Annotated in this window: 20 protein-coding genes; all 20 read right to left on the reverse strand. The window is 57.2% G+C overall.

All coding sequences use genetic code 11. The annotated features are described in order from the left end of the window. Window positions 1-185 precede the first annotated feature (185 nt). Window positions 186-446, reverse strand: coding sequence for a hypothetical protein (locus RHM55_RS05590; protein WP_322180048.1), 261 nt, complete (start codon window positions 444-446; stop codon window positions 186-188). Further along, entirely contained in the window at window positions 443-1735 is a 1293-nt protein-coding gene (locus RHM55_RS05595) for a motility associated factor glycosyltransferase family protein (protein WP_322180050.1), read from the reverse strand. Before RHM55_RS05595 ends, RHM55_RS05590 begins: the two co-directional genes overlap by 4 nt. A gap of 81 nt (window positions 1736-1816) precedes the next feature. Continuing rightward, window positions 1817-2743, reverse strand: a complete 927-nt coding sequence (locus tag RHM55_RS05600; protein WP_322180052.1) for a ketoacyl-ACP synthase III — start codon at window positions 2741-2743, stop codon at window positions 1817-1819. A gap of 228 nt (window positions 2744-2971) precedes the next feature. Next, window positions 2972-4024, reverse strand: a complete 1053-nt coding sequence (gene pseI / locus RHM55_RS05605) for a pseudaminic acid synthase (protein ID WP_322180054.1) — start codon at window positions 4022-4024, stop codon at window positions 2972-2974. Then, complete coding sequence (gene pseG / locus RHM55_RS05610; RefSeq protein WP_322180056.1) at window positions 4017-5525, reverse strand: UDP-2,4-diacetamido-2,4,6-trideoxy-beta-L-altropyranose hydrolase; 1509 nt, start codon at window positions 5523-5525, stop codon at window positions 4017-4019. The genes pseI and pseG overlap by 8 nt, the downstream gene beginning before the upstream one ends. Next, a complete protein-coding gene (gene pseF / locus RHM55_RS05615; RefSeq protein WP_322180059.1) occupies window positions 5522-6232 on the reverse strand; it encodes a pseudaminic acid cytidylyltransferase in 711 nt (236 codons plus the stop codon). The genes pseG and pseF overlap by 4 nt, the downstream gene beginning before the upstream one ends. Continuing rightward, window positions 6229-6849 carry a pseudaminic acid biosynthesis-associated methylase gene (locus RHM55_RS05620; protein ID WP_322180061.1) on the reverse strand — a complete coding sequence of 207 codons (621 nt, stop codon included), beginning with the start codon at window positions 6847-6849 and terminating at the stop codon, window positions 6229-6231. The genes pseF and RHM55_RS05620 overlap by 4 nt, the downstream gene beginning before the upstream one ends. Window positions 6850-6886: 37 nt before the next feature. After that, window positions 6887-8056: a UDP-4-amino-4,6-dideoxy-N-acetyl-beta-L-altrosamine transaminase gene (gene pseC / locus RHM55_RS05625; RefSeq protein ID WP_322180063.1), complete on the reverse strand. Its 1170-nt coding sequence runs from the start codon at window positions 8054-8056 to the stop codon at window positions 6887-6889. Beyond that, window positions 8053-9054: a UDP-N-acetylglucosamine 4,6-dehydratase (inverting) gene (gene pseB, locus RHM55_RS05630; protein WP_322180066.1), complete on the reverse strand. Its 1002-nt coding sequence runs from the start codon at window positions 9052-9054 to the stop codon at window positions 8053-8055. The genes pseC and pseB overlap by 4 nt, the downstream gene beginning before the upstream one ends. A 29-nt stretch (window positions 9055-9083) precedes the next feature. Further along, a complete protein-coding gene (locus tag RHM55_RS05635) occupies window positions 9084-12014 on the reverse strand; it encodes a TIGR00180 family glycosyltransferase (protein WP_322180068.1) in 2931 nt (976 codons plus the stop codon). 55 nt (window positions 12015-12069) lie between these two features. Then, complete coding sequence (locus RHM55_RS05640) at window positions 12070-12798, reverse strand: cephalosporin hydroxylase family protein (protein WP_322180070.1); 729 nt, start codon at window positions 12796-12798, stop codon at window positions 12070-12072. Window positions 12799-12827: 29 nt separating this feature from the next. Next, a complete protein-coding gene (locus RHM55_RS05645; protein WP_322180072.1) occupies window positions 12828-13493 on the reverse strand; it encodes an acetyltransferase in 666 nt (221 codons plus the stop codon). Then, the gene (locus RHM55_RS05650; protein ID WP_322180074.1) at window positions 13490-14617 is read right to left on the reverse strand and encodes a DegT/DnrJ/EryC1/StrS family aminotransferase; all 1128 of its coding nucleotides are present in this window, start codon (window positions 14615-14617) and stop codon (window positions 13490-13492) included. The genes RHM55_RS05645 and RHM55_RS05650 overlap by 4 nt, the downstream gene beginning before the upstream one ends. Then, complete coding sequence (locus tag RHM55_RS05655) at window positions 14614-15840, reverse strand: class I SAM-dependent methyltransferase (RefSeq protein ID WP_322180076.1); 1227 nt, start codon at window positions 15838-15840, stop codon at window positions 14614-14616. Before RHM55_RS05655 ends, RHM55_RS05650 begins: the two co-directional genes overlap by 4 nt. Next, window positions 15837-16397, reverse strand: a complete 561-nt coding sequence (locus tag RHM55_RS05660; protein ID WP_322180078.1) for a dTDP-4-dehydrorhamnose 3,5-epimerase — start codon at window positions 16395-16397, stop codon at window positions 15837-15839. The genes RHM55_RS05655 and RHM55_RS05660 overlap by 4 nt, the downstream gene beginning before the upstream one ends. Beyond that, window positions 16394-17476, reverse strand: coding sequence for a CDP-glucose 4,6-dehydratase (gene rfbG / locus RHM55_RS05665; RefSeq protein WP_322180081.1), 1083 nt, complete (start codon window positions 17474-17476; stop codon window positions 16394-16396). The genes RHM55_RS05660 and rfbG overlap by 4 nt, the downstream gene beginning before the upstream one ends. Next, window positions 17458-18231 (reverse strand): glucose-1-phosphate cytidylyltransferase, encoded by a 774-nt coding sequence (rfbF, locus tag RHM55_RS05670; RefSeq protein WP_322180083.1) that lies wholly within the window; start codon window positions 18229-18231, stop codon window positions 17458-17460. The genes rfbG and rfbF overlap by 19 nt, the downstream gene beginning before the upstream one ends. 214 nt (window positions 18232-18445) lie before the next feature. Beyond that, window positions 18446-22033 (reverse strand): glycosyltransferase, encoded by a 3588-nt coding sequence (locus RHM55_RS05675; RefSeq protein WP_322180085.1) that lies wholly within the window; start codon window positions 22031-22033, stop codon window positions 18446-18448. 116 nt (window positions 22034-22149) lie between these two features. Continuing rightward, window positions 22150-23742: a flagellar hook-associated protein 3 gene (locus RHM55_RS05680; RefSeq protein WP_322180087.1), complete on the reverse strand. Its 1593-nt coding sequence runs from the start codon at window positions 23740-23742 to the stop codon at window positions 22150-22152. Window positions 23743-23755: 13 nt separating this feature from the next. Then, window positions 23756-25798 (reverse strand): flagellar hook-associated protein FlgK, encoded by a 2043-nt coding sequence (flgK, locus tag RHM55_RS05685; protein WP_322180089.1) that lies wholly within the window; start codon window positions 25796-25798, stop codon window positions 23756-23758. Between the last annotated feature and the right edge of the window lie 5 nt (window positions 25799-25803).

Genomic DNA, 25803 nt, shown 5'->3' on the forward strand with positions numbered 1-25803 from the left:
TTTTTACGGATTTTTTTGCAAAAAAAGATGAAAAAAAAATCGAAAAGCCTCCTCCTCACACATTTTCCGAGCGGGGATAAGAGAAAAATTCGTGACGTATCTAGAACGGGGTCGTGACGGGGAGTCGAGAAAGGAACACATCCATGCAGAAGCGTCGGCGGGGCAACCTGAACGCGCTCGAACTACTATTCGCGCTCGAGTAACGCCACCAACTCATACTCTAGATAGTCAGCCAACCCCAACCAGTCCAGCCCTTCCTGGCAGGCCAGCATCGGCGGCAGTAGCTGCAACCATTGTTGTTGCGCTGCTGGCGAGCCCCGACTTAACAGACTCTGCGCGTGATCGAACACATCGACCATAGTCAAGGCCGCCTCGACATTACGCCCAAGACGAAACAGCCCGGCACACTGCCGACAGTCGATGACACACTGTGCACGGGGGCTCATTGCACAAACTCCAGGTTAAAGGCCGTACCGGCGATCATCGCACCTGCCCGACTACTGTTAAGAAAGCGCACCTCTGGATGCCCGGCAATGTAACGTTCCAGCTCGCCCAGATAGCGACGAAAATTGAGCTGCGTCTTGACTCGTTGTCCATGACCATCAAGCACCCAGTGCCTGGCGAGGTTAACGCCAGGCCCTAGATCACCGTCATTCCAGCCCGCGTGGGTCTTGTTCATCGGGAAAGCAAAATCAGCGCCGAACAAGGTGATTCTCGCTGCGCCCATTTTCACCGCCAAGTCTACCGCCGGATGAAGCACGCTGCCGCCGACGTACAACTGCGCTTTGGCAATTTGCTGGCGCAGCGCGGCATAGATCGGGCTGGCGGAATAGCCGGCATAGCGCAGGCCCTTCCAGGCCACGAGCACCTCCGGATCACTCATTGGCATATACACCAAGGGGATACTGTCGGAGTCCGACGGCGGCAAGTGCCGAGCCGTGATCCCCTTATCGATGCTCACCACCAAGTCCGGTTTGATGCCGTGCTCAATTAACGGCCGGTAAGCCGTATCGACACTGATAAACAGAGGCCGCTGCACCTGCTCACGAATAGCCAGAAGCTTTTCGAAGTGCTGCTCCAGGCTCGGCCCCGTACCAATCACATAGACTTCCTGCCCCGCCTGCGAGCCGAACAGCTCAGCGATATCACGGCCACTGCGCAACAGCTCGAGGCTGTCCTGCAAGCGCTGGAGAATCTGCGGGGATTGCGGATCGAACTCGCGATTATTGAAGCTCAGGTGCACTTCGCTGACCAGTCGATCACGAATCCTGGCATTAAACTCATCCGCTAATTCCAACTCGGACGGCAGCGCAAAGAACGGTAACTGGATCTCGCGGCAATCGGCGGCATAACTCAGTTCGACCCGTGGATCACTGAGCCAGGGCGTTTGGTCAAGGAGGCTGAGGACCAAAGCAAACAACCCACCGTTGAGAATGTGCACCTGCAACCGTCGTAGCTCGGGATTTTCCAGCAAGACCTGCTGCAAATCGCCCAGCCCCGTACCGTACACATGCAGCATCGGACTCTCAGGTGGCAGACTGGCTGCTTGCAGGCGGGCTTCAGCAGTGCGGTCATGGCGACTGGTCAACTGAATGCCGGCAATCCTCAGGGTTGAACCCAACCCTTCCACCAGTTCGACCTGCAATGATTCGCTATCTTCGGCCAACAACCGGGAGAACACCTCCGGCCAGCGCGCCTGTAGCACCTCGGCATTTTGCTGAAAGCTCTCGCTCATGCTGCCTCACTCAAAACGTGCGCAAAAAAATAGCGCTCAAGGTTAACTCACCTGAAGCGCTATTTTTAGAAGCTTATGCAATCACGAGCGATGAATGATCGCCGAGCCCCAGGACAAGCCAACACCAAAGCCACTCAACGCAACCCGATTCCAATCGCTGTCGAGCACGTGTTTTTCCAGCAACAAAGGAATGCTCGAAGAAACGGTATTACCGGTTTCCAGCATGTCCTTGAGAAACTTCTCCGGATCACCTTCAAAACGCCGGGCTACAGCATCGACAATCGCAGCACTGCCCTGGTGAATACAGAAGGCGTCGATATCGTCCGAATGCAAGCCAGACTCATCCAGCAACTCGTGCAGGTGCGCGGGCACTTTGAGCAGCGCGAAGTTGAAGACCTGACGGCCATTCATGAAAAACACGCCGTTACTGACCTTCAGGTGCGGTGCGCCGGAACCGTCAGTGCCAAATTTGGCCTTGCCCAGCTGCCAGTCAGCCCCCTCGCCCATCCACGTGGCTGTCGCAGCATCGCCAAACAGCATCGTGGTATTGCGATCTTCGGGGTCGACAATTTTCGAGTACGGGTCGCAGGTCACCAGCAGGCCGTTCTTCAGCCCTGCGGCGTCCATGAAGCCCTTGAGCGCATACAGGCCGTAGACGTAGCCCGAGCACCCAAGGGAGATATCGAACGCGGCCACATGGGTCGACAGGCCGAGCTTGTCCTGAACGATGGCGGAGGTGTGGGGCAAGGCCTCTTCGTCGCCGTTCTGGGTGACGACGATCAGCACGTCGATGGATTCGCGCTTGAGGTCGGGATTCTTGGCGAACAAGGCATTGACGGCCTCGACGCACAGGTCAGACGTTTCTTGCCCGGCGTCTTTGCGCGGCAGGAAAGCAGAACCGATCTTGCCCAGAATGAACTCTTCATCCTTGGCGAACTTAGCACCTTGTGCGTAGTTATCGACGCCGGCTACGGGCACGTAACTCGCTATGCTTTTTATGCCAATCATTATGGCTTCCCAATAATAAACAGCTGAATATCACCGTTCTCTGCAATCGAGAGCGCTGGCCAACAGAGATTTCCTGTCGTCCACAAGGAGCGACAGCGAAGGGAATAAGTGGCTATCGCCAGGCCAATAAAGAGCCAAGCGCCATCATTCCCTATTAATACAATACAGTGAAGATGCGCGTTATGACTCGCAGGTCACGCTATTTTGCCGAATCAGCCACAGAAGCTGCTATTCGACCAATGACCAGTCCAGGGGTGTACCCCGTTTCAAGGCCTGTCCCGCACGTCGCCCGATGAGCGCATCGCGGTGTTTTGGGGCCAATCCAAAGCCCGGACGGATTGCTCTCAGGTTGTCAGCACTGAAGACTTCACCGGCGACCATATCCTGAGTCACATACAGTGATCGACGATAGACCAGTGACGCGCGCTCGGCCTCTGTGACGCCATAATGCACGTGCCCCATGGCCTGCCAGGCACGTTCGGTTTCAATGACCAGGCTAGCCATTTCAGCCGGTTCCAGGGAAAAGCTCGCATCTACCCCGCCAGCGGCTCGATCCAGAGTGAAATGTTTTTCGATCACTGTCGCCCCGAGCGCTACGGCTGCCACGGAAACGCCAACGCCCATGGAATGATCGGACAATCCCACCTCGCAACCAAACAAATCGCGCAAATGCGGGATGGTGCGCACATGGCTGTTTTCTGGCGAGGCCGGGTAAGTACTGGTGCACTTGAGCAACACCAAGTCCTTGCACCCGGCAGCACGAGCAGCGCGAACCGTCTCGTCCAGTTCGGCGATACTCGCCATGCCGGTCGAGATAATCAACGGCTTGCCGGTCGACGCGACCCGGCGAATCAACGGTAAATCGGTATTTTCGAAACTGGCGATTTTGTAAGCCGGCACATCCAGGCTTTCAAGAAAATCCACCGAACTGTCATCGAATGGCGTCGAAAATGCCAGCATCCCCAGCGCTTTGGCCCGGGCAAAAATCGGCGCGTGCCACTCCCAGGGTGTGTGGGCTTTCTCGTACAACGCGTAGAGGGACGACCCCGCCCACAGACTATTGGGGTCCTTGATAAAAAACTCGCCGTGCTCAAGGTCCAGGGTCATGGTATCGGCGGTGTAGGTTTGCAGTTTCAAGGCGTGAGCACCGGCCTTGGCCGCCGCCTCGACAATCTGTAGCGCGACCTCAAGCGACTGGTTATGGTTGCCGCTCATTTCGGCGATGATGAACGGCGCGGTATCGGCACCAATCGAACGCGAGCCTATCTTGAAACTAGTCATTGGCATGATCCTTTAAAACGCGCTCGAAACGGCAGGCACTCTGCTGATAGCCCGCATCGCGAAACAGGTTGATCGACGCCTGATTGGCTGGCAGCACCTGCGCATCGATCACTCGTAGTTGCGGCCAGTGACGCTTGATGAATCGCTCCCCTCCGGCCAGTAGCGCCCTGCCCCAGCCCAGACCGAATCGCCCTTCGAACAGGTAAATCGATACTTCAGCCCTTGTATCCAGCCTGTCATAGCGCAGCACGCCCACCGGGCCGTCGACCGTTTCTGCAACCAACAGCAGGCGTTGGTCATTCACGAGGGTGGCAGCCAACCAGGTCAGATGACCGGCCCAATCAATGGCGTGCGATTCCACCGACCAGCGCCGGACCTCTTCAGCGTTGCGCCCATCGAACAGCAGACGTGCGTCGTCTATCGTCGCCGGGCGCAATTGCAGCACCTCACCGGCCAGGGCCGCTGCCACACGGCGTGCGCCACAGCCATCGACCAGCAGGCGAGAGCGCTTGGCAAAACTCCGACGCAACCCCTGATTGGCCAACAACACACTGATCGATTGACGCAATGACTCAACAGAAACCTGGTCACGCGGCCCCAGGTACAGGTGCGCACCGACTTCAGCCAAACGTTCAGCGTTGGCCTGTTGATTGGCCGCCACCGCGATACAGATCGTTGGCAGTCCCAAGGCTGCACGCTCCCAACTGGTGCCGCCGCCCGCGCCGACAAACAGATCGGCATGCGCCATCAGCTCAGCGAACTGGTCCGTGTGGGTTTGCAATCGCCAGGTGGAACGCCCTGAGGCCAGTGCCTGCATCCGCGTCCACTCGGGGTTACCGGTGCCCGCGATAAAGTCGACTTCCAACCCGTCTAGTTCACTCAACGCCAACATCGCCTTCCAGGTTTCCCCGGCGGCATCGAAGCCGCCGAAATTCACCAGAACCCGACGCGCCAGGGCCTGAATCGGCACCGGGTCGCGCTTGAACTCATCCCGAATCATGGCAAAACGTGGGCCGAACAACGTTCGGCACTCGGGTCCCACCCACGGTGCATAAGCGCTCGGCGTGCCGCTGAAGTTCTGGTCGAGCAACAGATCAACAGCGTGACGGCGGTTGGCCAGATCATCGATTGCTGCGATCCGTGGTGCCCATTGTCGGGCGGCGGTCTGCCAATGATGATCGAGGCCATAGTGATCGACGATGATCCAGTCGAACGCATCCTCTACCGTCAGCAACTGCTGCAGTGCCGCAATGTCCGCCTGCCAAGGCAACGCAGCTTCGATGTCTTGCCCTGCATTGGCTTGCTCAGCGTACGTCGCAGGTAACCCATAAGCGCGCCATCCCTGAGTCGCGAGATGCTCGAGCAAATGCCCAGGCAATAAGCGACAGGCAAAAGCCACGTCATGTCCGCCGTCGCGCAATACCTTGGCCAAGGTCAGGCACCGCGCAATATGGCCGCTGCCTATAGCGTGCGAGGCATCCGCCCGGATCAGCACTCTCACGACTCCAGCTCTCCACCCGCCAGCAACGCTGCGTAGAGGTACTCGGCGCGGGTCCAGTCCTCTTCGCTGTCGATATCCTGGACCAGATGCCGGGGCAAGATCACCGGCAAACTCTGATCCGAAAACAATACATCACCCCGCAACCATGCCTCGGTGCGCCCCCAATAGAACTGTCCGGCGTCCTGATAGGCCACGGGCAGGTCCTGGGATCGGGTTTCCCGGTACTGCGGATACAGCGGTTGCAGGGCGCCCTGCTCATTCAGACTCAGCGCACGCTGCACGGCAAAGCCAAAACCGCACACGGAAAAGGCAAAGGATTTCCCCGGGTTCTGCTCGAGGGCCGTCAAGCCTTCGCGCAGGTAGCGCCCTTGCAGCAAAGGTGCTGTGGCATAGATACAACAAGCGTAATCGAAGCAGTGCCCCTGCTCCTGCAGTGTCGCCAGCCCATGCATGATCACCGCCGCCGTACCGGTGAAGTCATCGGCCAGTTGCGCCGGGCGCATGAAGGGTACCCATGCACCGTGGGCCCTGGCGATCGCAGCGATTTCTTCATCGTCGGTACTGACCACAACCTGATCGAACAGGCCGCTCCGTAGCGCAGCCAGAATCGACCAGACAATCATCGGCTGGCCGTTGAACAGCTTGAGATTCTTGCGCGGGATCCGTTTACTGCCACCCCGCGCCGGGATGATTGCTACCGCTGTCACAGGCGCTTTTCCAATAGAAACCAGTTGATATCGTCGGTCGGGAACTGCGGATCGCGGTGATAGCTGAACCCATAGTCGAGCAGGTGCAGATCACTGTAGCGATCGAGCATTTCCCCGGCAAAATCACGCTTGAACAACTTGCCGCTGTTACCGCGATAGGACACCTCTACCGGCACCGGGTTGTAGTACTCGCAAATCAGGATATAGCGTTGACTCAGTTGGTACAGCTGAGCGTAAGCCGCAGGCAGCAGTTCAGGCGCGAGGTGAATCAGTACGCCTTTGCTCAGGGTCAACTGGAAAGTCCGATCATGTGGATAGTCGAACAACGAACCATGCCAGACGTCCGCAACCCCCAGCGCTTGCGCATAGGCCTGAGCCTGAGCATTGATCTCGACCCCCTGAAGCACACATGTTGGCAATAGCTGATGCAAAGCTTGCAGGTTATTGCCCGTGTTGGTGCCCAACTCCAACAGACTCTCTAGCCGTGAGGTTCGCGCCAGCGCTTTGGCAAACAACGCCAGGTTGGCTGCGATCAGCGGCTGCCCCTGATTGCGTCCCGCGTATTGGTCACCGAACTCGCCCCGCCAGAACTGCTCTTGCTCACTTAATTCACGCATGCACTACTCTCATCAACGGATCGCGGCAAGAAGGCACTTAGCCAAGCAGGCTACGCAACTGCTCGATCACATAGTCTTGTTGCTCGTCTGTCAGGTCCGGGAACAGCGGCAAGGTGACCGCCTCGTCGAAATAACGCTCGGCCTCTGGATAATCGCCATCTGTGAATCCTGACTCGCGGTAGTAAGGCTGTAGATGCACCGGAATATAGTGCAGGTTCACACCGATCCCTGCAGCTCTCAAAGCATCGAAAAGGTCTCGTTGGCTAAGTTTTACTTGATCAAACCGCACACGCACCACATACAGATGCCAAGCCGATTCGGCGCCTGCCTGTGCAGTGGGTAACACCAACGGAAGTTCAGCCAACAGTCGCTCATAACGCGCGGCCAATTGGCGCCGCCTCGCGATAAAACCGTCGAGCCTGGCCAACTGCGAAAGGCCCAATGCAGCGTGCAGGTCGGTCATTCGATAATTGAAGCCCAACTCCAGTTGCTGGTAGTACCAAAGCCCTTGGCTGGGTACCGACATCTGCGACGGATCGCTGGTAATGCCATGGCTGCGCAACCGACGCAAACGTTCGGCAAGCTCTGGCCGATTGGTCAGGACCATACCGCCTTCACCCGAGGTAATAATTTTCACTGGATGAAAACTGAAGACCGTCATCGTTGCATACGCGCCACAACCCACTGGGCGTCCGTCATAGGACGCCCCTACCGCGTGCGCCGCGTCTTCGATCAAGGTGAATGCGTAACGTTCGGCGAGCCCGGCAATGGCTTGCATGTCGCAGCTCTGACCAGAGAATGCCACCGCCACCACCACCTTCGGCAGTTTTCCGACGCGCTCGGCGGCTTCGAGTTTTTGCGCCAGCAAGCCGGCGTCGAGGTTCCAGGTATGCGGATCGATGTCAACGAAGTCCACATCGGCGCCGCAGTAGCGTCCGCAGTTGGCGGAGGCAACGAAAGTATTAGGCGTGGTCCACAGCCGATCACCGGGGCCCAATCCTGCCGCCAGACAGGCGATATGCAACGCTGCCGTGGCATTGCACACCGCAACCGCGAAATCCGCCTGACAGCGCTCAGCCATTGCCGATTCAAAGCGCTCGATGGTTGGGCCCTGGGTCAGCCACGGGGACTTGAGAACCTCAACCACCGCGTCGATATCCGCCTGGTCGATGCTCTGTCGCCCGTATGGAATCGAGTATGGAATCATGAATGCAGCTCAGCGTGCAGATCCGCGATCTGACCCACGCTCAAAAACTCTGGATTGGTATCGGAACGATACTCAAAGGTTTCGTCTACTTGAGCACCACACTCACCGAGGCCATTGACGGCATAGTCGACGTCGACGTTGGTAAACCGGATCGAGGGCTGGATGGTGTAGTGATCGGAGAACTCCAGGGTCATTCGCGCATCGTCGAGCGGCACCATCAACTCATGGAGTTTTTCACCGGGACGAATCCCGACATTTTTGTGCGGTAGATGCTCGGCCATGCCCACGGCCAGATCGATAATCCGGATCGACGGAATCTTCGGCACAAACACCTCGCCGCCGTGCATGCGCGCAAAGCTGTCGAGCACGAACTGCACACCATGATCCAGGGTGATCCAGAACCGCGTCATGCGCACGTCAGTGATCGGCAACTCCCGCGCACCGTCGCTAATCAATTTACTGAAGAACGGCACTACCGAACCTCGAGAACCCGCCACATTGCCATACCGCACCACAGCGAAACGCGTTGGCTGGTCACCGGCAATGTTATTCGCCGCAACGAACAACTTGTCCGACAGCAGCTTGGTTGCGCCATACAAGTTGATCGGGCTGGCCGCCTTGTCGGTGGACAAGGCGATAACCTTTTTCACCCCATTGTCGATGGCCGCAGCAATAATATTTTCCGCGCCGTTGACGTTGGTGCGGATGCATTCGGTCGGGTTGTACTCGGCGGCCGGCACCTGCTTCAAGGCTGCCGCATGCACCACATAATCGATCCCGCGCATGGCCAGACGCAGCCGCTCGGCATCGCGCACATCCCCCAGAAAATAACGCATACACGGCGCGTTGAACGTCTGTTGCATCTCGTATTGCTTGAGCTCGTCGCGGGAGAACACCACGACACGCTTGGGCTGATACTGCTCAAGCAAACGGCGGATAAAGTTGCGACCGAACGAGCCGGTGCCACCCGAGATAAAAATTGATTTGCCGTTAAACATGCCGTGAGTCCTTTTCCTGTCGACCAGACTTAAGCAAGCAACTGCGCCCAGTTCACACTGGTCGGGCTGCCAAGGGTAAAGCCCTTGCCGGTCAAAGCGAGGTTCTTGTTGTACGCCAAATCGTGCTGGAACGGTCCTGCCCACTTGTCGCGCAGAGCCTCAAGGGCGACTGGCAACGTTGGCAGGGTGCCTGGGTGAATTACTTGCACCTGCGGCGTCCAGACCGTCAGGTAGCCGGCCTGGGCGATTTTCAAGCACAGATCGACATCACTGAAGGCCTCGGAGAAGCGCTCTTCGTCCAGACCGCCAACGGTTTCATACAGTTCTTTACGGACCATCAGGCACGCAGCGGAGACCGCCGAGTAGTTTTGCTCAAGCACCAGACGATGCAAATAACCATTGGCTTTCACAGGTTCGCCGACAAACGCCGAGCCGGCCGCGTCATGCATGCCAAGAATAAGCCCGGCCTGAGTCACATTACCCTCACGATCAACCAGCTTTGGCCCTACCACGCCGACTTCCGGACGCTGCGCCTGATTGAGCAACGTCTCGATCCAGTTCGGGTTGACCATCTCGCTGTCGACCGCCAGCAAGATCAGGTATTCACCCTGCGCCTGCTGACAGGCTGCATTGTAAAGCGCGGACGTACTGAGGCTTTGCTTGGATCGCAACACCCGCACCTTGCCGGTTTTTTGCTCCTGGGCGTCAAGCCAGGCCGAGACCGCCGAGGATTGACTGTGGTTGTCGGCGATCAGCACTTCATAGCGCAGGTAGCGTGTTCTTTGCAGGACGCTGTCCAGACAACGTTCCAGCAGTGGGAGGTTGTCCTGACTCGGCACGATGATCGACACCAGCGGACGCTCAGTGTGGCGATAATCAATCTGCCAGGTACCGGGCGTCGCCGAACTGATTTGCGCCTTATAACCACGGTTCGCAAGATGCCGAATCAACGCCAGGCGCTCATGGGGATTTTCCTCTAGAACCGGCGCCTGGCAGATGAGTAACGGCTCATCCAGATGAGCCAGCCAGGCCATACCGCCTTGCTCAATCATCCGCAGCAGCAAATCAAATTCAAGTGCCTTACTGAAGTCCGCTGAGTAACCACCCGCTTCCACCAGTACATCGCGACGGATCAGCCAGTGTCGTGCCATCAGCGTCGGCAGGCTTTGCAACAAGTCGAGGTTGAAGCCTGGGCGGAACACATCGATCAGTGCGCCGTTGGGCTGTCGGTGAATTTCATCCGCAGCCACCGCGCGGCATTCGGGGGCCGCCAGCAGTTCCAGGCTGGCGCGCAACAAACCGCTGGCAGTGAACTGGTCTCCTGCCTCAGCCAGAAGCATCCAGTCGCAGGACGATTGGCGAGCCACTTGATTCAGCTTGTCTATGTAGTTGCCTGCGGTGACCTTGACAAAGTGCAGGACGTTTTGCGCAGTGGTAGCAGACTGCGGCTCACCGGTAGTGAACACCACAATTTTGAATTTTTTGCAGTATCCCTCTAACAGACTGTCGAGGGTAACTTGCAGTTTTTCGACGTTATTATCGAGGTCCAGTAACAAAATACCGAACTGCGGACCTCCTTCATGGACCGCCAGATGCCCTGTAATCGACTCCAGTTCTTCGGCATTCGGACGTCGCGCTTCCAACCACTTGAGCAAGCGACCCGAGAGCATATTGTCGAATGTTTGACGGTAGTCAGAAGGCGATACTGCATCCAGGCGCTGAGCCCAGTCGAGCATCAGTTGGGCCTCATCCTGCTCACCAATATTTTCAAGCTGTTGCGCCAGCTGCTTGACCACTCGCATATTGAACGGATTGCAGTCCTGCGCCTGCCACAGACGATCGACAATGCTCTCGGCGATATCATTGTTGTGAGGTCGCAGCAAATCTTCTTGCCGAGTCCATACGCCTTCAAGCGCCTGAAGCTGTACACGGCCAGCCGGCATGGCGTGGAGCAAAAACTCGAACCGGGTCAACTGATCGAAAAACGCCTGGTTGTAGAACGGCATTTCCACATATTGCTTGGGCCCGAAACGTCGCACCGGCTCCGCATGAGCGGCTGTCCATGTGGACTCGAAAATCAGCTCGGCCGCCAACGCATTGCCCGTACGCAAACTGGCGGTCATCGCCGCAAAACTCTCGAGCGCAAACTGCTTCGCCTGCTCATGGTCGAGGTCTTTGATGCCCGTGGGCAGCGATGCCAGGAATTCAGCAAACGCCTCGCGCTCGGCCACTGATTTGGAGTCGGTATAACAGAGTGAGGTATACACCTCAGTGTTATGGTCGGAATGAATGTAATTGATCTCACGCACAACATACGGAATCGGCAGAATCCGCGCCTTGGCGCGTGCCAGCATGTAGTACACGTGGCCGACTTCCTGCCACTGAAAGATAGTGCCTTCCGGCATGACGGCATACCAGTCGCGCAACAGTGCAGTGCGGTGAACGGCATAGAAAGGCGGGATGTACTGGCCCATGTAGTCAAGCACACGGTCCTGAGCGCGTTCGGACGAGTAGTCTTCACAGACCTTTTTGTCACGTCGGTAATAGCTCACGCTATTGGCCAGGGTCAGGTACATCAGGCAATAGCCGTGACACATCCCATAGTCCTGGTTCGCCTCCAGAAACGCTACCGAATCGCAGAGCGCGTCATGCACGATGAAATCATCGTCCGCAGCGAACACCATGTAAGGCGTGGTCACTTGCTCGACGCCGTAGGCCAGTTTGGCCTGAATCCCCCAGTAGCCGAACTGTGGAAGATGCCGATAGTCGACCGACGCTAAATGCCCTGCTATCCCCTCGGATGGCTGGATTGACGAATCCAGTACCAGAATCTTGCAAGGCAGCGAGCTGTAAAACTGCACAGCTCTGCGCAAAAAGGCCGGCCGGTTGTGGGTAATCAGCACCACTGTCAGCAGCTCACTCAGAGGTAACGCGTGTTCAGAACCATACTTGCCTTGCATAACTTTCCCCACACCCGGCGAATCGCAAAAAAATACTCAACGATGATGTTGCGGCTTAACCAACCCGTCGCAGATAACCATCCGGCGCGACGGTGATCAGCAATTTGCTGTGGATCGCGGAATCGATCTCGAAATCGCGATTTTCTTTCAAATAAGCCCAGACTGCAGTTTTCGGGTTATCGCCTTTGCCCCACGGACGATCTGGAAAGGCGTCTTCGGGCATATCTTCGACCACAGTGTCCATGACCACGCAATAGCTGCCGACCGAAACCAGCGGCGCGTATAGACGCAGTTCCTCAAGAACATGTTCGTGGGTGTGGTTGGAGTCGAGCACTACCAAGACTTTCTTACCGGCGATGCGCGCCCGCACTTGATCGACAATCGTCGGATCGATACTAGACCCCTGGATCATATGAATCCGATGGCTCATCGGATGCGCTTCAATCGCCTCACGGTTGTGCTGGCGGATATCGATATCGACACCCACCACTTCACCGTGTCCGATCAATTCAAGCATCGATGCATAAAACACCAGGGAGCCGCCGTGGGCGATTCCGGTTTCAATAATTACATCAGGCCGCTGCGACCAAATGATTTCCTGCATGGCGATCATATCCTGGGGAAATTGAATGATCGGCCGCCCCATCCAGCTGAAGTTGTAGGTGTACTTGTGTTTTGCCGTCGTACCTACCCAGCCCAGAGAAGTGGCTTGAAGCTCTTTGTCCTGCTCCAGTCCTTCGATATTTTGTTTTACTTCTTCACGAAACAACTCATGAGGATTCATAGGAAACTCTCCGAAAAATAGGGGCGGCTTTACTTGAAAACCCGGCCATCCTGATAGGAAACAGCATTCGACCTGATGATTCTGGCGGGATTACCCACCACCACTGCATAGTCAGGAACGTCTTGGGTGACGACCGCCCCGGCGCCAATAGTGACCCAACGACCAATGCGCAAACGGGGCAAAATGGTCGCATTGATACCGATGAAGGCACCGTCTCCGATCTCGACACAGCCGGCGATACAGACCCCAGGCGCCATGAACACTGAATGACCAATCCGGCCTTCATGCCCAATCACGCTTCCTGCACTGATACTGGTGTTGTCACCCAACGCGACGTCGGCCTGCATGATCACGCCCTCCTGCAGATAACAGCCAACGCCCATTCGGACCATCGTCAGATCAATGCCAGGATGCACAAAGTTACCCAATGTTCCGCCGGCCTCGACGATCTGGCAGGTTGTCTCGTAGCGAAGCTCGGTAGAGCCGGTAATCAGGTTGACGAACAGGGTGTCCGGCCCCTTCAGATCGGCCACACGATCAGTACCACCAACCACTGGAACACCAAAAAAATCAGCGCCCTGTTTGGCCGGATTATTGTCCAGAAACAAAAACTCGACGTTCGGGTTCGCGCGCTGCACCGAACGAATCATGCGTACGGCCTCAGGATTCGCCGCACCCAACAAGTAAATATTCACAGCAGCCCCAGCCCCCTGCTTGCGCAGACAGCGCGAACCACCGCAATGACCCGCTGCTGATCCGAGTCAGTCATATCGTGATAGCTCGGCAGATTGATCGCACGCTCCGACAGTGAAAAAGCCACCGGCGTATCGACATCCATCGCGCTGAACATCGGCAGCGACGACAATGGCCAGAAGAACACTCGCGCGTCGATATCAGCGGTTTTGAAAGCCTCGATCAAGGTGTCGCGAGTAATCCCGGTGCTCTCTTCAAACACCAACGTCGGCATCCAGTAGCCGTTGCGTGAGTGATCCGGCTGCGGGTTCATTGAAATACCCGGAATCTCCAGCAGAGCACTGGCGTAGTTGGCGAATATGGCGCGCTTGCGCTCAATCAGATCGTTGACCCGTTCAATCTGAGCACAGCCGATGGCGGCCTGCAGGTTGCTCATCTTGTATTTAAATCCAATGAAATCTGGCCAGAACTGACGCGTACTGCCGTTCACCCGACCATGATTGGACAAGGTCAGAACCCGCTCGTACACGGATCTGTCCGACGTCACAAACATACCGCCTTCACCGGTGGTGAGGGTCTTGGTGCCGTGAAAGGAGAACGCCCCAAAAGTCCCCAGCGAACCGGCAGGCTTGGCGCGCCACTGGGAACCGATAGCTTCGGCGGCATCTTCGATCACTGCAATGCCGAACTCGCGGCCGATCGCCAGTAACGCGTCCATGTCGCACAGATTGCCGTAGAGATGCACCGCGACAATGGCTTTGGTACGAGGGGTGATGGCTTGCCGGACTTTTTCCGGATCCAGGCACCAACTGTCCGGCGATACGTCGACAAACACTGGGGTAGCGCCAAGGTAGGTAATCGGCGCCGCAGAAGCGATCCAGTTGGTGTTGCCCAGAATCACTTCATCGCCCGACCCGATCTCGAGTGCCGCCATCCCCATGTGCAAGGCACCGGTGCAGCTTGAAGTTGCTATGGCGTAAGGCACGCCCATATGCTCGGCAAAGGCCTTCTCGAAACGGGTGATGTATTCATAGCAGCGCTCGCCCCAGCCGTTCTGTACTGCATCCAGTACATAGGATGCTTCCAGCTCACCCACACTCGGTTTGGTGTAATGAATTCTGCTCATCGGTAGCTCAACTCCGGAACCGCAACGACAAAACGACCACCCCACGTGCTCACGCAGGCGTACTGCTGAGTGATTTCATCCAGCAGATTCCATGGCAACACCAATACGTAATCCGGTTTTTCTTTCTCGATATGATCGGGAGAGACCACAGGAATGCGACTGCCCGGCAAGAACTTGCCCTGCTTATGCGGGTTGGCATCCGCGACCCAGGCCAGCAGATCAGGTTTGACCCCGGCATAGTTGAGCAAGGTATTGCCTTTGGCAGCGGCACCATAGCCGACCACGCGCTTGCCTTCGGCTTTGGCCTGCAACAGGAAGCGCAGCAGTTCATGCTTGATGCGTTCGGCGGCCGGAGCCAGCGTTGCGTAGAACCCGGGGGTTTTCACCCCGGCGATCAGCTCGACATCCAGCACATGCTGCACGGCCGGTTGCAGCGCACGGCGCACGCCATCAGCGCGCTGGACGAAGACCCGCAGCGAGCCGCCATGGGTCGGCAGTTCGCTGACATCGAAGACTTCCAGGCCATTGCGTTCGCACAAACGCTGCACGGCCGTCAGCGACAGATAAGAATAATGCTCGTGGTAGAGGGTATCGAACTGAGCCCCCGCCATCAGCGTCAGCAGGTGCGGGAACTCGAAGGTTGCGACACCGGTGGACTTCAACAACGTAGCAAAGCCGCTCAGGAAGTCATTGATGTCCGGGACATGCGCCAACACATTGTTGGCCGCCATCAGGTCCGCCGCCCAGCCCTCTTCAAGCAAATGCAAGGCGGTCTCTCGACCAAAGAACAGCTCGCGAATCTCCAGCCCCTTTTCCCGCGCTGCCTGAGCCGTGCTGTGGGTCGGCTCGACGCCGAGGCAGGCGATGCCGCGTTTGGCCACGTATTGCAGCAGGTAACCGTCGTTGGCGGCGATTTCCACCACCCGACTGTCAGTCGTCAGGCCAAAGCGCTCGACCATCTCCGCGACATAGCGCTCGGCATGAGCCAGCCAGGTGCTGGAATAGGAACTGAAGTAGGCATAGTCGGCGTCGAACAGGCTGTCGGCGCGGGTGTAGTCCTCGGTCTGGACCAGCCAGCACTCCTGACACACCTGCACCTTCAACGGCACCCATTGCTCGGACTGCTCCAGTTGCTCGGCCCGCAAGTACGCATTGGAGGGCGGCGACGTGCCGAGATCAATCAGCGACAAGGTCAATGGGGTGCCGCAACCTCGGCAGTTCATAGACGCACTCCAACGAACTGAGGATCGAGCAAGGGATGCGAGGCATCCCGTGCTGACAGATTTTTGACAACCAACGGCCAGGCTATCGCCAGCCGGGGGTCTAGTACTGAAAGACCGCCCTCGTGATCCGGGGCATAGTCGGCACTGTGCAGATAGAGCAGCTCGGCATCGTCGGTCAGGGTCTGAAAACCATGGGCAAAACCTGCCGGAATCAGCAGGCTACGACCATCCCCTGCGCACAAATGCTCGGCATGCCAGTTCAGGAACGTCTCGGAATCCGGCCGCAGATCCACCGCTACATCCCAGACTTCGCCCCGCAGGCAGGTAATCAGTTTGGCTTCCGGCTGTTCGGCTTTTTGATAATGCAGGCCGCGCACACTGCCCCGCTCGCGGGTGCAAGAATGGTTGATTTGACGAATATGAAACGACTGACCGAAGGCACTCAAACCACCTTCACAGAACAGCCGGGCGAAGTGCCCACGCTGATCCTCATGGCGCTTGTGCTGCACGTTGAACAGTCCGGTCAACGGTAGCGGGGTTAACAAAAACTCACTCACAACTGCCCCCGATACAGGTTCAGCTGAGCGAGCGTTACTTCACGCATGTCCTCGCCATTCTTCCAGGCCAAGTGCCAATCCAGCGTCTGCTCCAGGCATTGCTGCAATGACCAGCGCGGCTGCCACGCCAACAACTGACGGGCGCGGCTGCTGTCCAGACGTAACAAGCCGGCCTCGTGAAAATCGCTTGGTTCAATACGCAGCCCCGGCGCTTGCGGCCAGCGCTTGGCAAGCAGCTCAACCACCTCGCCGACACTGCACATATCGCTTTCACCGGGTCCGAAGTTCCATGCACCGGAGAACTGCGGGCCTTGTTCGTACAGGCCAGCGGCCAATTGCAGGTAGCCCGCCAATGGCTCCAGCGCATGCTGCCAGGGGCGAACAGCCTGTGGATAGCGCAGGGTCACCGGTTCACCAGCCGACCAGGCCTTGAGCACATCAGGGATCAAACGCTCGGGAGCAAAATCGCCACCACCGAGTACGTTACCGGCGCGCGCCGTGGCCAGTGCCAAACCGTGTTCGGCATAACGTTCGGCCGGAAAGAATGAGGCCACATACGATTGTGCGAGCAACTCGCAGCAGGCCTTGCTGCTGCTGTAGGGATCATGTCCGCCGAGGGGCTCGTTTTCACGATACGGCCACAGCCATTCCTGGTTGGCGTAGACCTTGTCGGTCGTCACCAGTACGCAAGCACGCACCCCACCGATCTGGCGAATCGCTTCCAGCAGGTTGAGGGTGCCCATGACATTGCTTGAATAGGTGCCAAGCGGGTCGCGATAGCCTTCACGCACCAGCGGTTGCGCCGCAAGATGCAGGACAATCTCGGGCTGGACCTCTGCGATCAGTTCAAGTAAGGCGCCGAGATCGCGCAAGTCACCGCGCTGATCATTGATGCCTTCAGTGACCCGAGCCAGTTCGAACAAGCTCGGCTCGGTCGAAGGATCAAGGGCAAAACCACTGACCTCGGCACCGAGGCTTTTCAACCACAGCGTCAACCAACTGCCCTTGAAACCGGTGTGACCCGTCAGCAGAACCCGCTTGCCGCGCCAGAATTCCAGATTCAGTCCCATTGCTTCCATGGGGCCTCCCCACTTTGCCACAGACTTTCAAGATAATTCTTGTCGCGCAGGGTATCCATCGGGTGCCAGAAACCATCGTGCTGGAACGCCGTCAATTGCCCTCGCTCGGCCAGACCGATCAAGGGCTCTGATTCCCAGACCGTCTCATCGCTGTTAATCAGGGATAAAACCTTGGGCGACAACACAAAGAAGCCGCCATTGATCCAACCACCGTCGCCACGGGGTTTTTCGGTGAACCCGCTGACCAGATTGCCCTCGCGCTCCAGCGCGCCATAACGACCCGGCGGCTGCACTGCCGTGACGGTGGCCAATTTGCCGTGGGAAAGATGGAAGTCCACCAGTTCGCCAATATTCAGATCGGAAACACCATCGCCATAGGTGAAGCAGAACGCCTCTTCATTTTCCACGTAACGGCTGGCCCGCAGCAAACGGCCGCCGGTCATGGTGTCCTCACCGGTGTCGATCAGTGTCACCCGCCAGGGTTCGCTATAGTTCTGATGAACGTCCATGCGGTTGTTACACATGTCGAAGGTAACGTCGGAAGTATGCAGGAAGTAGTTGGCGAAAAAGTCCTTGATCGCGTAGCCCTTGTAGCCGAGACAGATCACGAAGTCGTGAATTCCGTGAGCGGAATACTGCTTCATGATGTGCCAGAGAATTGGCTTGCCGCCGATCTCAATCATCGGTTTGGGCTTCAGGTGCGACTCTTCGCTAATGCGCGTGCCCAGGCCACCCGCCAAAATAACTGCCTTCATCTTGTCCCCTTTTATTCGTCACAGGGCTCAGCCAAGCTTTTACGGGCTTTGCAGGCCTTCTGTATAAAACCTTCAACGCCGCTCATGGCTCTTCTGGCAACGCCGGAAATGCATGTTTTATGACGATATACGGGGGACCTGCAGGAAACGCGCCAGCTCGGATTGCCCGAGCTGGCAGTTTACTGACTCAAAACAGCACTTAAATCCCTGGAGTTTAATCCGCCAACCAACCATTTTCCCAATACCGCAAGTTGTCCCCGCGCAGCATGTAATCGCGCAGTACCGTCTCACGCAGCTCATCACCCATACGGTAGCTGGCATCAGGGTCGGCCAGGTGCATGCGAATGGCCTGCAGCCATTCCTCTGTGCTGTTGCCGATGACCCGAGTACACGGCAGGTAACCTCGATAGGCGGCGGTGTCGGTGCACACCACCGGATAACCGCAAGCGCCATACTCCAGCAAGCGCAGGTTGCTTTTGCAGTCGTTGAAAATATGGAATTCCAGAGGCGCCAGGGCCAGGTCCAGATTCAGGCTGGCCAGCTTGGCCGGGTAGACACGCATATCGATCACCCCATGGAATTCGTGCAGATAAGGCCGCAACGCTTCCGGGCACATACCGAAAAACACCCAATCCACTTCATTGGCCAGCTCGCGAACAACCTCGGCAATGATCTCCAGATCCCCCGAGTGACTGGTGCCACCCCCCCAGCCTACCCGAGGTTTTTTTGACGTCCGGCGCTGGCTGGACAACCCGGCCCACAAATCCGGCGCCAGCATATTCGGCACGACCCGAATGTCGTGGTGCATGTCCGACAGGGCATTGGCCAGAGGCTGGGTCGAGACCACGACCCGATCACACAGGCCGATACCGCGCCGAACCAGACGCTCCATATCCGCACCGCCAGGCATATTACGAATGTGCGAATTTTTATGCGGAACGCTGATGACATAGTCATCCAGTTCGAAAATACGTAGCGCACGGGAGTAAGTTTTAAGGCTGATGATTTCGCTGATCGGCCCTTCGCTGTAGCGCCCTTGCAAAATGATAACGTCAGGCGACTGGCGTTCTACCTCTACGATTGATGGCATGTCATAGCTGATCCGCCCGACCGCCCTGCCCGCCGCCTGCAACTCGATAAGTGGCTGGGTCACACGATAATGCCCAATTGCCGAAGCATTGATTGGCAAGGCAAGGACATTGGGTAACTGGCGATTGGAAAAAGGGTTCCACCCCGTATTCAAACCGGGCTCCAGGCTAAAGCTTGAATTATTGAGGGCCAGGTTCGGGTTATACGCCGGATCCTTGGCAATAATCGGTAGCCAGCGCAGGTAGAACTTCTCCTGTTCCTTGGCCCGTCGCTCCTCGATAGTGACATCCCCCGCCGCAACAGGACGCGCGCCCAACGCCAGCTGGGCATGGGGCGTCCAAACGACTAAATAGTCCTTTTGGCGCACCCGCAAGCACAGATCCACCGCACTGAAAGTTTGCGCGAAGCTCACCTCATCCAGCCCGCCCACGGCGTCGAATACCTGCTTACGCACCATCAGACAATCGCCATCGACAGCGCTCAAATCGTGAGCGACTTGCAAGCGTTGCATGTAGCCAGCAGCATGCAGGGGCTCCCCGAAGAACGGGACCCCGGCCGGACCTTGAAGGCCGAGAATCAGACCCGCATGCACCACACAGCCATCAGGATTGAATAGCTTGGCACCCACCACCCCGACTTCCGGACGCTGCGCATGGTTGAGCAAAGCATCCAGCCAGTCCGCATTAGTGATCACCGCATAAGGGCTGAGCATCAGCAGGTATTCACCGCGTGCCTGCTGCGCTGCAAAGTTACGGATCGCCGCTACGTTGGCCTCCAGCGGATAGTCCAAGACACGCAACCTGTCGCTGCCCAACTGCGCCATGCTAGCCAGCCAGGCGCGGGCCTCGGCACCGTCACTGGCATTATCAACGATCAACAGCTCATATTCGCTGTAGGCCGTTTTTTCCAGCAGACTTTCCACACAGCGCTGCAGCACCGCCAGCTGATCCTTGCTAGAGATGATAATCGACACCAGCGGCCGTCTGGCGTGAAGGTAATCGACCCGATTGAGCAATGGCAGACTGCCGGGCCGAACTTCGTGAGTAATGCCCATACGCTGCAGATGCGCCGCCAGCACCAGAGGGTTTTGCTCGACCACTTCAGGCAAAGACAGCCACTGGGAAAGGGCGAACGGCGATTCCAGCATAATTTCGGCGATATGCTCTATGGCCTGAGGACCGTCATTCTCAATCAGACGCCAGAGCAGATCGTGTACACCAAGTTCGCCATAGAGCGGATTGAAGCCACCCAACTCGAGAAAGCGCTGGCGCTGGAAGGCTAAATTCCGCCCCACGTAGGGGTAGCTGCGCAGCAAGTCCAGGTTGAAATCAGGTTTGAACACCGGCTCGGCTGACTCGCCCTCACGCAAGGCACCCTCGTCGCTATAGACGCACAGCGCGCCTGGGGACATGGCAATGCGTTCGGCCAGCACCAGCAACGCCGGCTCTACCAGACGATCCCCGGCACGCAGCAAATAGAACCAGTGCGCGCCTTCGAGTTGCGACAGGAGCTCATTGAGTTGCTGCTGCCAGTTGTCCTGCAGTGGCAAACTGAAGACCCGTTCATCAAGCGAGGCCTCAGTACGAGCGCTGGACAACACCAACACCAGCTCCGGAGGATAGAGCTGCCCGGCAAGGCTCTCCAGGGTGACATCAAGGCCGGCACTGCTGGCCTGCTCATCGATAACAACCGCAACAATTTTCGGCTGCTGCGGCCAGGCGGCAAGGGTGTCCGGCAGTAATTTGCGCTGTGGTTCAGAAAGCGTACGGCACACCAGCCATTGCGCGTAAAGCTCGGCAAAGCTCTCGCTGGCGACGCCCACCTTCCACGACAAGGTGGATTGTTTGCTGCCCAACATCCGGTTCAGCGCCAATTCTTCCCAGTCTCGCGACAAGTCGCCCGCTTGCTTCAACGGCACATAACGAACCCAACCCTTGGCCGGTGCTGGCTCACCGCTACGCGCCTCAAGCATTTGTACCAGCCACTGCATTTCGGTCGCAGCCGCATCTCTCATCGGCTGCTGCCGACTCAGACGGCCCGGGTATAGGCGCTCGACACTCAAAATCAGGTTCAGCGAAACAATGTTTCCGCGACGCAACAGGCAAATGTACAACGCGAAATCGAGCATAGCGGCAAAACCATGGCCGGACTGAGTCAAGGCCGGCAAAAACTCCAAAACATCAAGACGACGCAGAAGGGCACTGCTGAAGCCACCCAGAAAGTTGAGGGGGAATGTCTCGAAAATCGACAGTAAATCCTCCCCCTTGAACAACCCATCGGTGGGCGCCAGCGGTGAGTTCTCCAGGCGTGGAGGCAGTTGAATATCGTCGGCATCCCAGAACAACCGCTGGGCCAACACCAAGTTGACATCCGCGTGTTCGATGAACACTTGCGCCTGACGTTCAATGCTCGCTGGAAACAGCTGATCATCGTCACACAGAAACTTGATGAACTCGCCGCGCGCCTCTCCCAGGCCAGCCTGTAGGTTGCCGACAAACCCCAAATGCTGCGGATTTCGCACGTAGCGCAAAGAGACGGTAGGGCTTCCCTCCAATGACTCGACGATACCCTCGATCTCATCACCGCAGCTGTCGTCACAGACAATGATTTCCAGGTTGCCGTAGCTTTGGTTCAAAGCGCTGACTAATGCTTTTTTAAAAAAACGCGGGTTGAAAGCAGGGATGACAATACTGACGAGAGGAACTGGATTCACGGCGCAGACTCACGAGCGGCGGGCGCCCACTCAGTCGAGTGAGCCCCATGAACCGCTAAAGAACGGTTATCGCTCGGTGGTTGTAGCGACGGATTCGCTACCTTCCGGGCAGACGTTTAAATTTTGCTGAACAGGTTCAATTGGGAGACCTGGGTAAAGACCAATTGCAAAGCCTGCAACATGGTTTTCTGCATCGTCAGACGGGCGATAGCGTCTACCGGGTCGGAAGCAGTGATCGCCGACTGATTCGTGGAATTGGATGCCTGCAGGCTGTCATTCGTGACGCCTTGACTAGTCGCCGCGTTTTGACGCGCGCCACCGGAGCTAATCGCCGTACTTATCTGCTCGGTGCCACTGGTCAGGTTGCCCAACGCAGAATCCAGTGCACCGCTCAATTTCTGCATGGCAGCCGGGTTGCCGTCGGCTGGCGTGTTCAGCGCGGTAATCACTGACGTCAGCGTGTTCAGAATATTCTGAGTCTGATGGGTATTGGCCTGGACCACGAATTGATCGCCTGCCGCTGGCGTGCCACTCAGCGTGAAGTTGACGCCGGACGCATTTGCAGTAGAGCCGCTCAAACTACCGCTGGAAACCGGCGTACTGCTGGCGGTAATGGGTGATGCATAGAGATCATAGTTAGTAGCGCTGCTGAACTTGAGAATCGCCCCGCCCGCTGGAAAACTGTTGTTATACGCGGTCATGTCCGAGGCTGTAGTACCCACTGATGCAGCAGTAATTGTTGCGGCAGAAGGATTACCAGCGCTACGCGACGTACTGATACTGCTCGGCGTAGAAGCCAACTGGAAGCTGTGCCCCGCAACAGCAGCATCTGCGGTGGCGGTGGTTGCCCGTTCGGCATCCGTCAGGTTGATGTTCAAATTCAAATTGACGCCGCGAAAACTGACAGTCTGATCCGAAGCATTTACCGAACTGAATGCACCCGCCTGACTGGCTTCAGCTGTTACATCGGCACCCGCCGCATCTGTGATCTTCAACTGCGAGCTGCTGAGGAAAGCCACGGTGTAGGGCTGACCACCCACAAACTTGGAATTGTAGGTTGTATTGGACCCCACAATGCCACCCGACAAAGCAACCTTGCCATCGTTCACAGCAGGCGACGTCAGACTGCTTGACGTGCGCGTGGTATTGATCGCCTGCTCGAAAGCATCCCAGCCCGTGGTATTGCTCGCCATAGAGAGCCCGTCGCCGATGGCCAGGTTTACCGAGGTCTGATCACCGCTATAGCTGTAGGTACCGTCACTGTTCAACGCATACGGTGGCGTCGTGGACTTGGAGCCGGAGAACAGATACTGGCCGTTGGCGTCCTGACTGCCCATCAACCCCACTATCTGAGCCTTGAGCTGAGTCAGCTCAGCAGCGTTGGCTTTACGGTCGGCATCTGTAAACGTCCCGTTACCCGCCTTGATCACCAATTCCTTGGCAGTCTGCAATGCATCAGTGATGCTGCTCAGTGCCGTTTCGGCCTGGGTCATGTTGGAGTTTACGGTGCTAATGTTGGTCTTGTACTGGTCGAGCATCGAGCTTTGTTGCGCGAGCTGAAGCACACGTGCCGCACCGACAGGATCATCGCCAGCGGTATTGAGCTTGACCTGACTGGAAACCTCATTACCGGTCGTGATCACGTTGTTGTAAGTACGCTGGTAGTTCGTAGCGCTGGCTTCGTAAAACTGGGCAGTGGAAATACGCATGGATTACGACTCCTTAAAGACTGTTGATCAGCGTGCTGAAAATGGTCTGCGCAGCTTTGATAATCTGCGAAGAGGCGGTGTAGTACTGCTGATACTTGACCAAGTTGGCAGCCTCTTCATCGAGGTTCACCCCAGAAACCCCATCTCGTGCGCTTTTGGCCTGAGTCAGGATTGCCGTGGTCGCAGAGCTATCGCTTTTGGCCTGGCTGGCTTGCGCCCCAACATTCTCAATGAGCTTGCCATAGGCCCCGGACAGGCTCATTCCGTTATTGGCCGAAGAAACATCCACCGTCTGCTTGGTCTGCAACGCTAACGCTGCCAGGGCGTTGCGGTTATCCGCAGAACCAGCACCTGTAAGGCTGATGCTATAAGCATCGTTCGAGCTCGGCGAGCCCGCCACTGTCATCTCGAATTTGTAGGCCTGAGCTGCGCCGGAGGAATCGGTATACCCCACTGACAAACTCAGCGCATTGCTCTGTCCCGGTACGATGGAGCCAGTAACCGCAGTCCCCGAGGCATCGAGCACCGGCTGCCCCTTGGCGTCGAGTAATCGATAGCTTTGAGCGCCGCCGCTGACTGCCCCGAAAACCAGTTTGACCGGCGTCGAGTCTTTCAAGGCCGTGCGCAGGTCCGTGCTGGTGGTCGAATTATAGATATCCAGGCTAGTCGTCAGCACGGGTTGGGTGATCGTGCCTGAACCCAGATTGCTGGCGCTGGCTGTCGCGGTCAGCGGCGCAGCAGCGGCAATGGTCTTGGCATCACTCATCACAGTCGCGATACCTGCCGCCGCATTACGAGTCGGGGTAAGTTTGAAGCTATCACCCGCGCTCACGCCACCGCCATTGAGCGACAGCGAAAAGCCGTCGATGACCGGAGGCGGAGTAGTGCTGAGGTCATAGGACCCCACACTTGAACCATCAGGCAGGCGCTTGACGTTGTAGCCGGTGCTGCTGGTGAAGGTGACTTGGTAGTCGTTCGCCGTCAGTTTGCCAGTATTGGCAATGGTCACGTCGAGGTTGCCCGACCCGGCGCTGTTGCCTGACGAGGCAAGGCTGCGCTGATTGATCTGATCAGCACCATTGATGCTGTTGAACAGATTGGAACCAAACTCGCCGTTGCTGTCGATACCCTGGTTCAGCTGACTGTTGACCTGGTCTGAAACGACCAACGCCACACGCCCCAACTCGTTGGCCGCCGGTGTCAGCACATCGCTACGGTAACGCAGCAGACCACCGATGGTGCCGCCGGTCACGACCGACGTCACATCAGAACTGGTCTGTGAGTAGTTCACTTTCAACGTGTATTGCGTAGCGTCGCTCGTGCCGGGCCCTGCAGACAAGGTATTGGCGGTCGTGCCACTGACCAGCGACTGGCCAGTACCAATGTACACATCGTAACTGCCGTTATTACTCACCACTTTCGCGCCAACCAGCACGTTCAGCTGACGTACTGACTCGTTGCGAGCATCAAGCAGGCTATTGGGTGTTGCCCCGCTGGCTGAGGCCTGAGTGATCTGCTGGTTCAAGTGCGCAATCGACGACGAAAGCGTATTGACCTGACCCGCCAGACTGGTCAGCTGGCTATTGATCGATGAGTTTTGTGCGGCCAATTGCGTAGAAATCGAATTGAACCGGGCACTGAGCGCGGTGGCTGTAGTTAAAAACTGTGCTCGTGCACTGGAGTCGGTTGCGGTCGTCGAGACGCCCTGCAACTGAGTGAAAAAAGTGGACAGCACGGTCGAGATCCCGGTGCTACTGTCAGACAGCAACGTATCAGTCGAACTGGCCTGCCCCAGGAAAGCCGTAGCGTCTGAGTTGAGCGCGGTACTGGATTGCAACTGGCTGTCGAGGTAACTGTTGTAGATGCGGCGCACATCGGACAGCGTCGTCCCGGTACCGATAAAACCAACACCGACGTTCTGCGAGGCCGAAGCAACGGTCATCGTCTGCTGACGAGAATAACCTGCGGTATCGACGTTGGCAGTGTTGTTACCGATCGTGTTGATCGCCGCACTACTAGCAGTCAGCCCTGAGAGCCCAATTGAAATCAGTGACATGATTC

It is taken from the genome of Pseudomonas sp. MH9.2 (genome assembly GCF_034353875.1).
Taxonomy (GTDB): Bacteria; Pseudomonadota; Gammaproteobacteria; order Pseudomonadales; family Pseudomonadaceae; genus Aquipseudomonas.

Excerpts from the sequence above, each read along its gene's own strand:
- RHM55_RS05590 (WP_322180048.1), bottom strand. The coding sequence starts at position 446 with ATGAGCCCCCGTGCACAGTGTGTCATCGACTGTCGGCAGTGTGCCGGG.
- RHM55_RS05595 (WP_322180050.1), bottom strand. The coding sequence starts at position 1,735 with ATGAGCGAGAGCTTTCAGCAAAATGCCGAGGTGCTACAGGCGCGCTGG.
- RHM55_RS05600 (WP_322180052.1), bottom strand. The coding sequence starts at position 2,743 with ATGATTGGCATAAAAAGCATAGCGAGTTACGTGCCCGTAGCCGGCGTC.
- pseI (WP_322180054.1), bottom strand. The coding sequence starts at position 4,024 with ATGACTAGTTTCAAGATAGGCTCGCGTTCGATTGGTGCCGATACCGCG.
- RHM55_RS05620 (WP_322180061.1), bottom strand. The coding sequence starts at position 6,849 with ATGCGTGAATTAAGTGAGCAAGAGCAGTTCTGGCGGGGCGAGTTCGGT.
- pseC (WP_322180063.1), bottom strand. The coding sequence starts at position 8,056 with ATGATTCCATACTCGATTCCATACGGGCGACAGAGCATCGACCAGGCG.
- pseB (WP_322180066.1), bottom strand. The coding sequence starts at position 9,054 with ATGTTTAACGGCAAATCAATTTTTATCTCGGGTGGCACCGGCTCGTTC.
- RHM55_RS05635 (WP_322180068.1), bottom strand. The coding sequence starts at position 12,014 with ATGCAAGGCAAGTATGGTTCTGAACACGCGTTACCTCTGAGTGAGCTG.
- RHM55_RS05640 (WP_322180070.1), bottom strand. The coding sequence starts at position 12,798 with ATGAATCCTCATGAGTTGTTTCGTGAAGAAGTAAAACAAAATATCGAA.
- RHM55_RS05650 (WP_322180074.1), bottom strand. The coding sequence starts at position 14,617 with ATGAGCAGAATTCATTACACCAAACCGAGTGTGGGTGAGCTGGAAGCA.
- RHM55_RS05655 (WP_322180076.1), bottom strand. The coding sequence starts at position 15,840 with ATGAACTGCCGAGGTTGCGGCACCCCATTGACCTTGTCGCTGATTGAT.
- rfbG (WP_322180081.1), bottom strand. The coding sequence starts at position 17,476 with ATGGAAGCAATGGGACTGAATCTGGAATTCTGGCGCGGCAAGCGGGTT.
- rfbF (WP_322180083.1), bottom strand. The coding sequence starts at position 18,231 with ATGAAGGCAGTTATTTTGGCGGGTGGCCTGGGCACGCGCATTAGCGAA.
- RHM55_RS05680 (WP_322180087.1), bottom strand. The coding sequence starts at position 23,742 with ATGCGTATTTCCACTGCCCAGTTTTACGAAGCCAGCGCTACGAACTAC.
- flgK (WP_322180089.1), bottom strand. The coding sequence starts at position 25,798 with ATGTCACTGATTTCAATTGGGCTCTCAGGGCTGACTGCTAGTAGTGCG.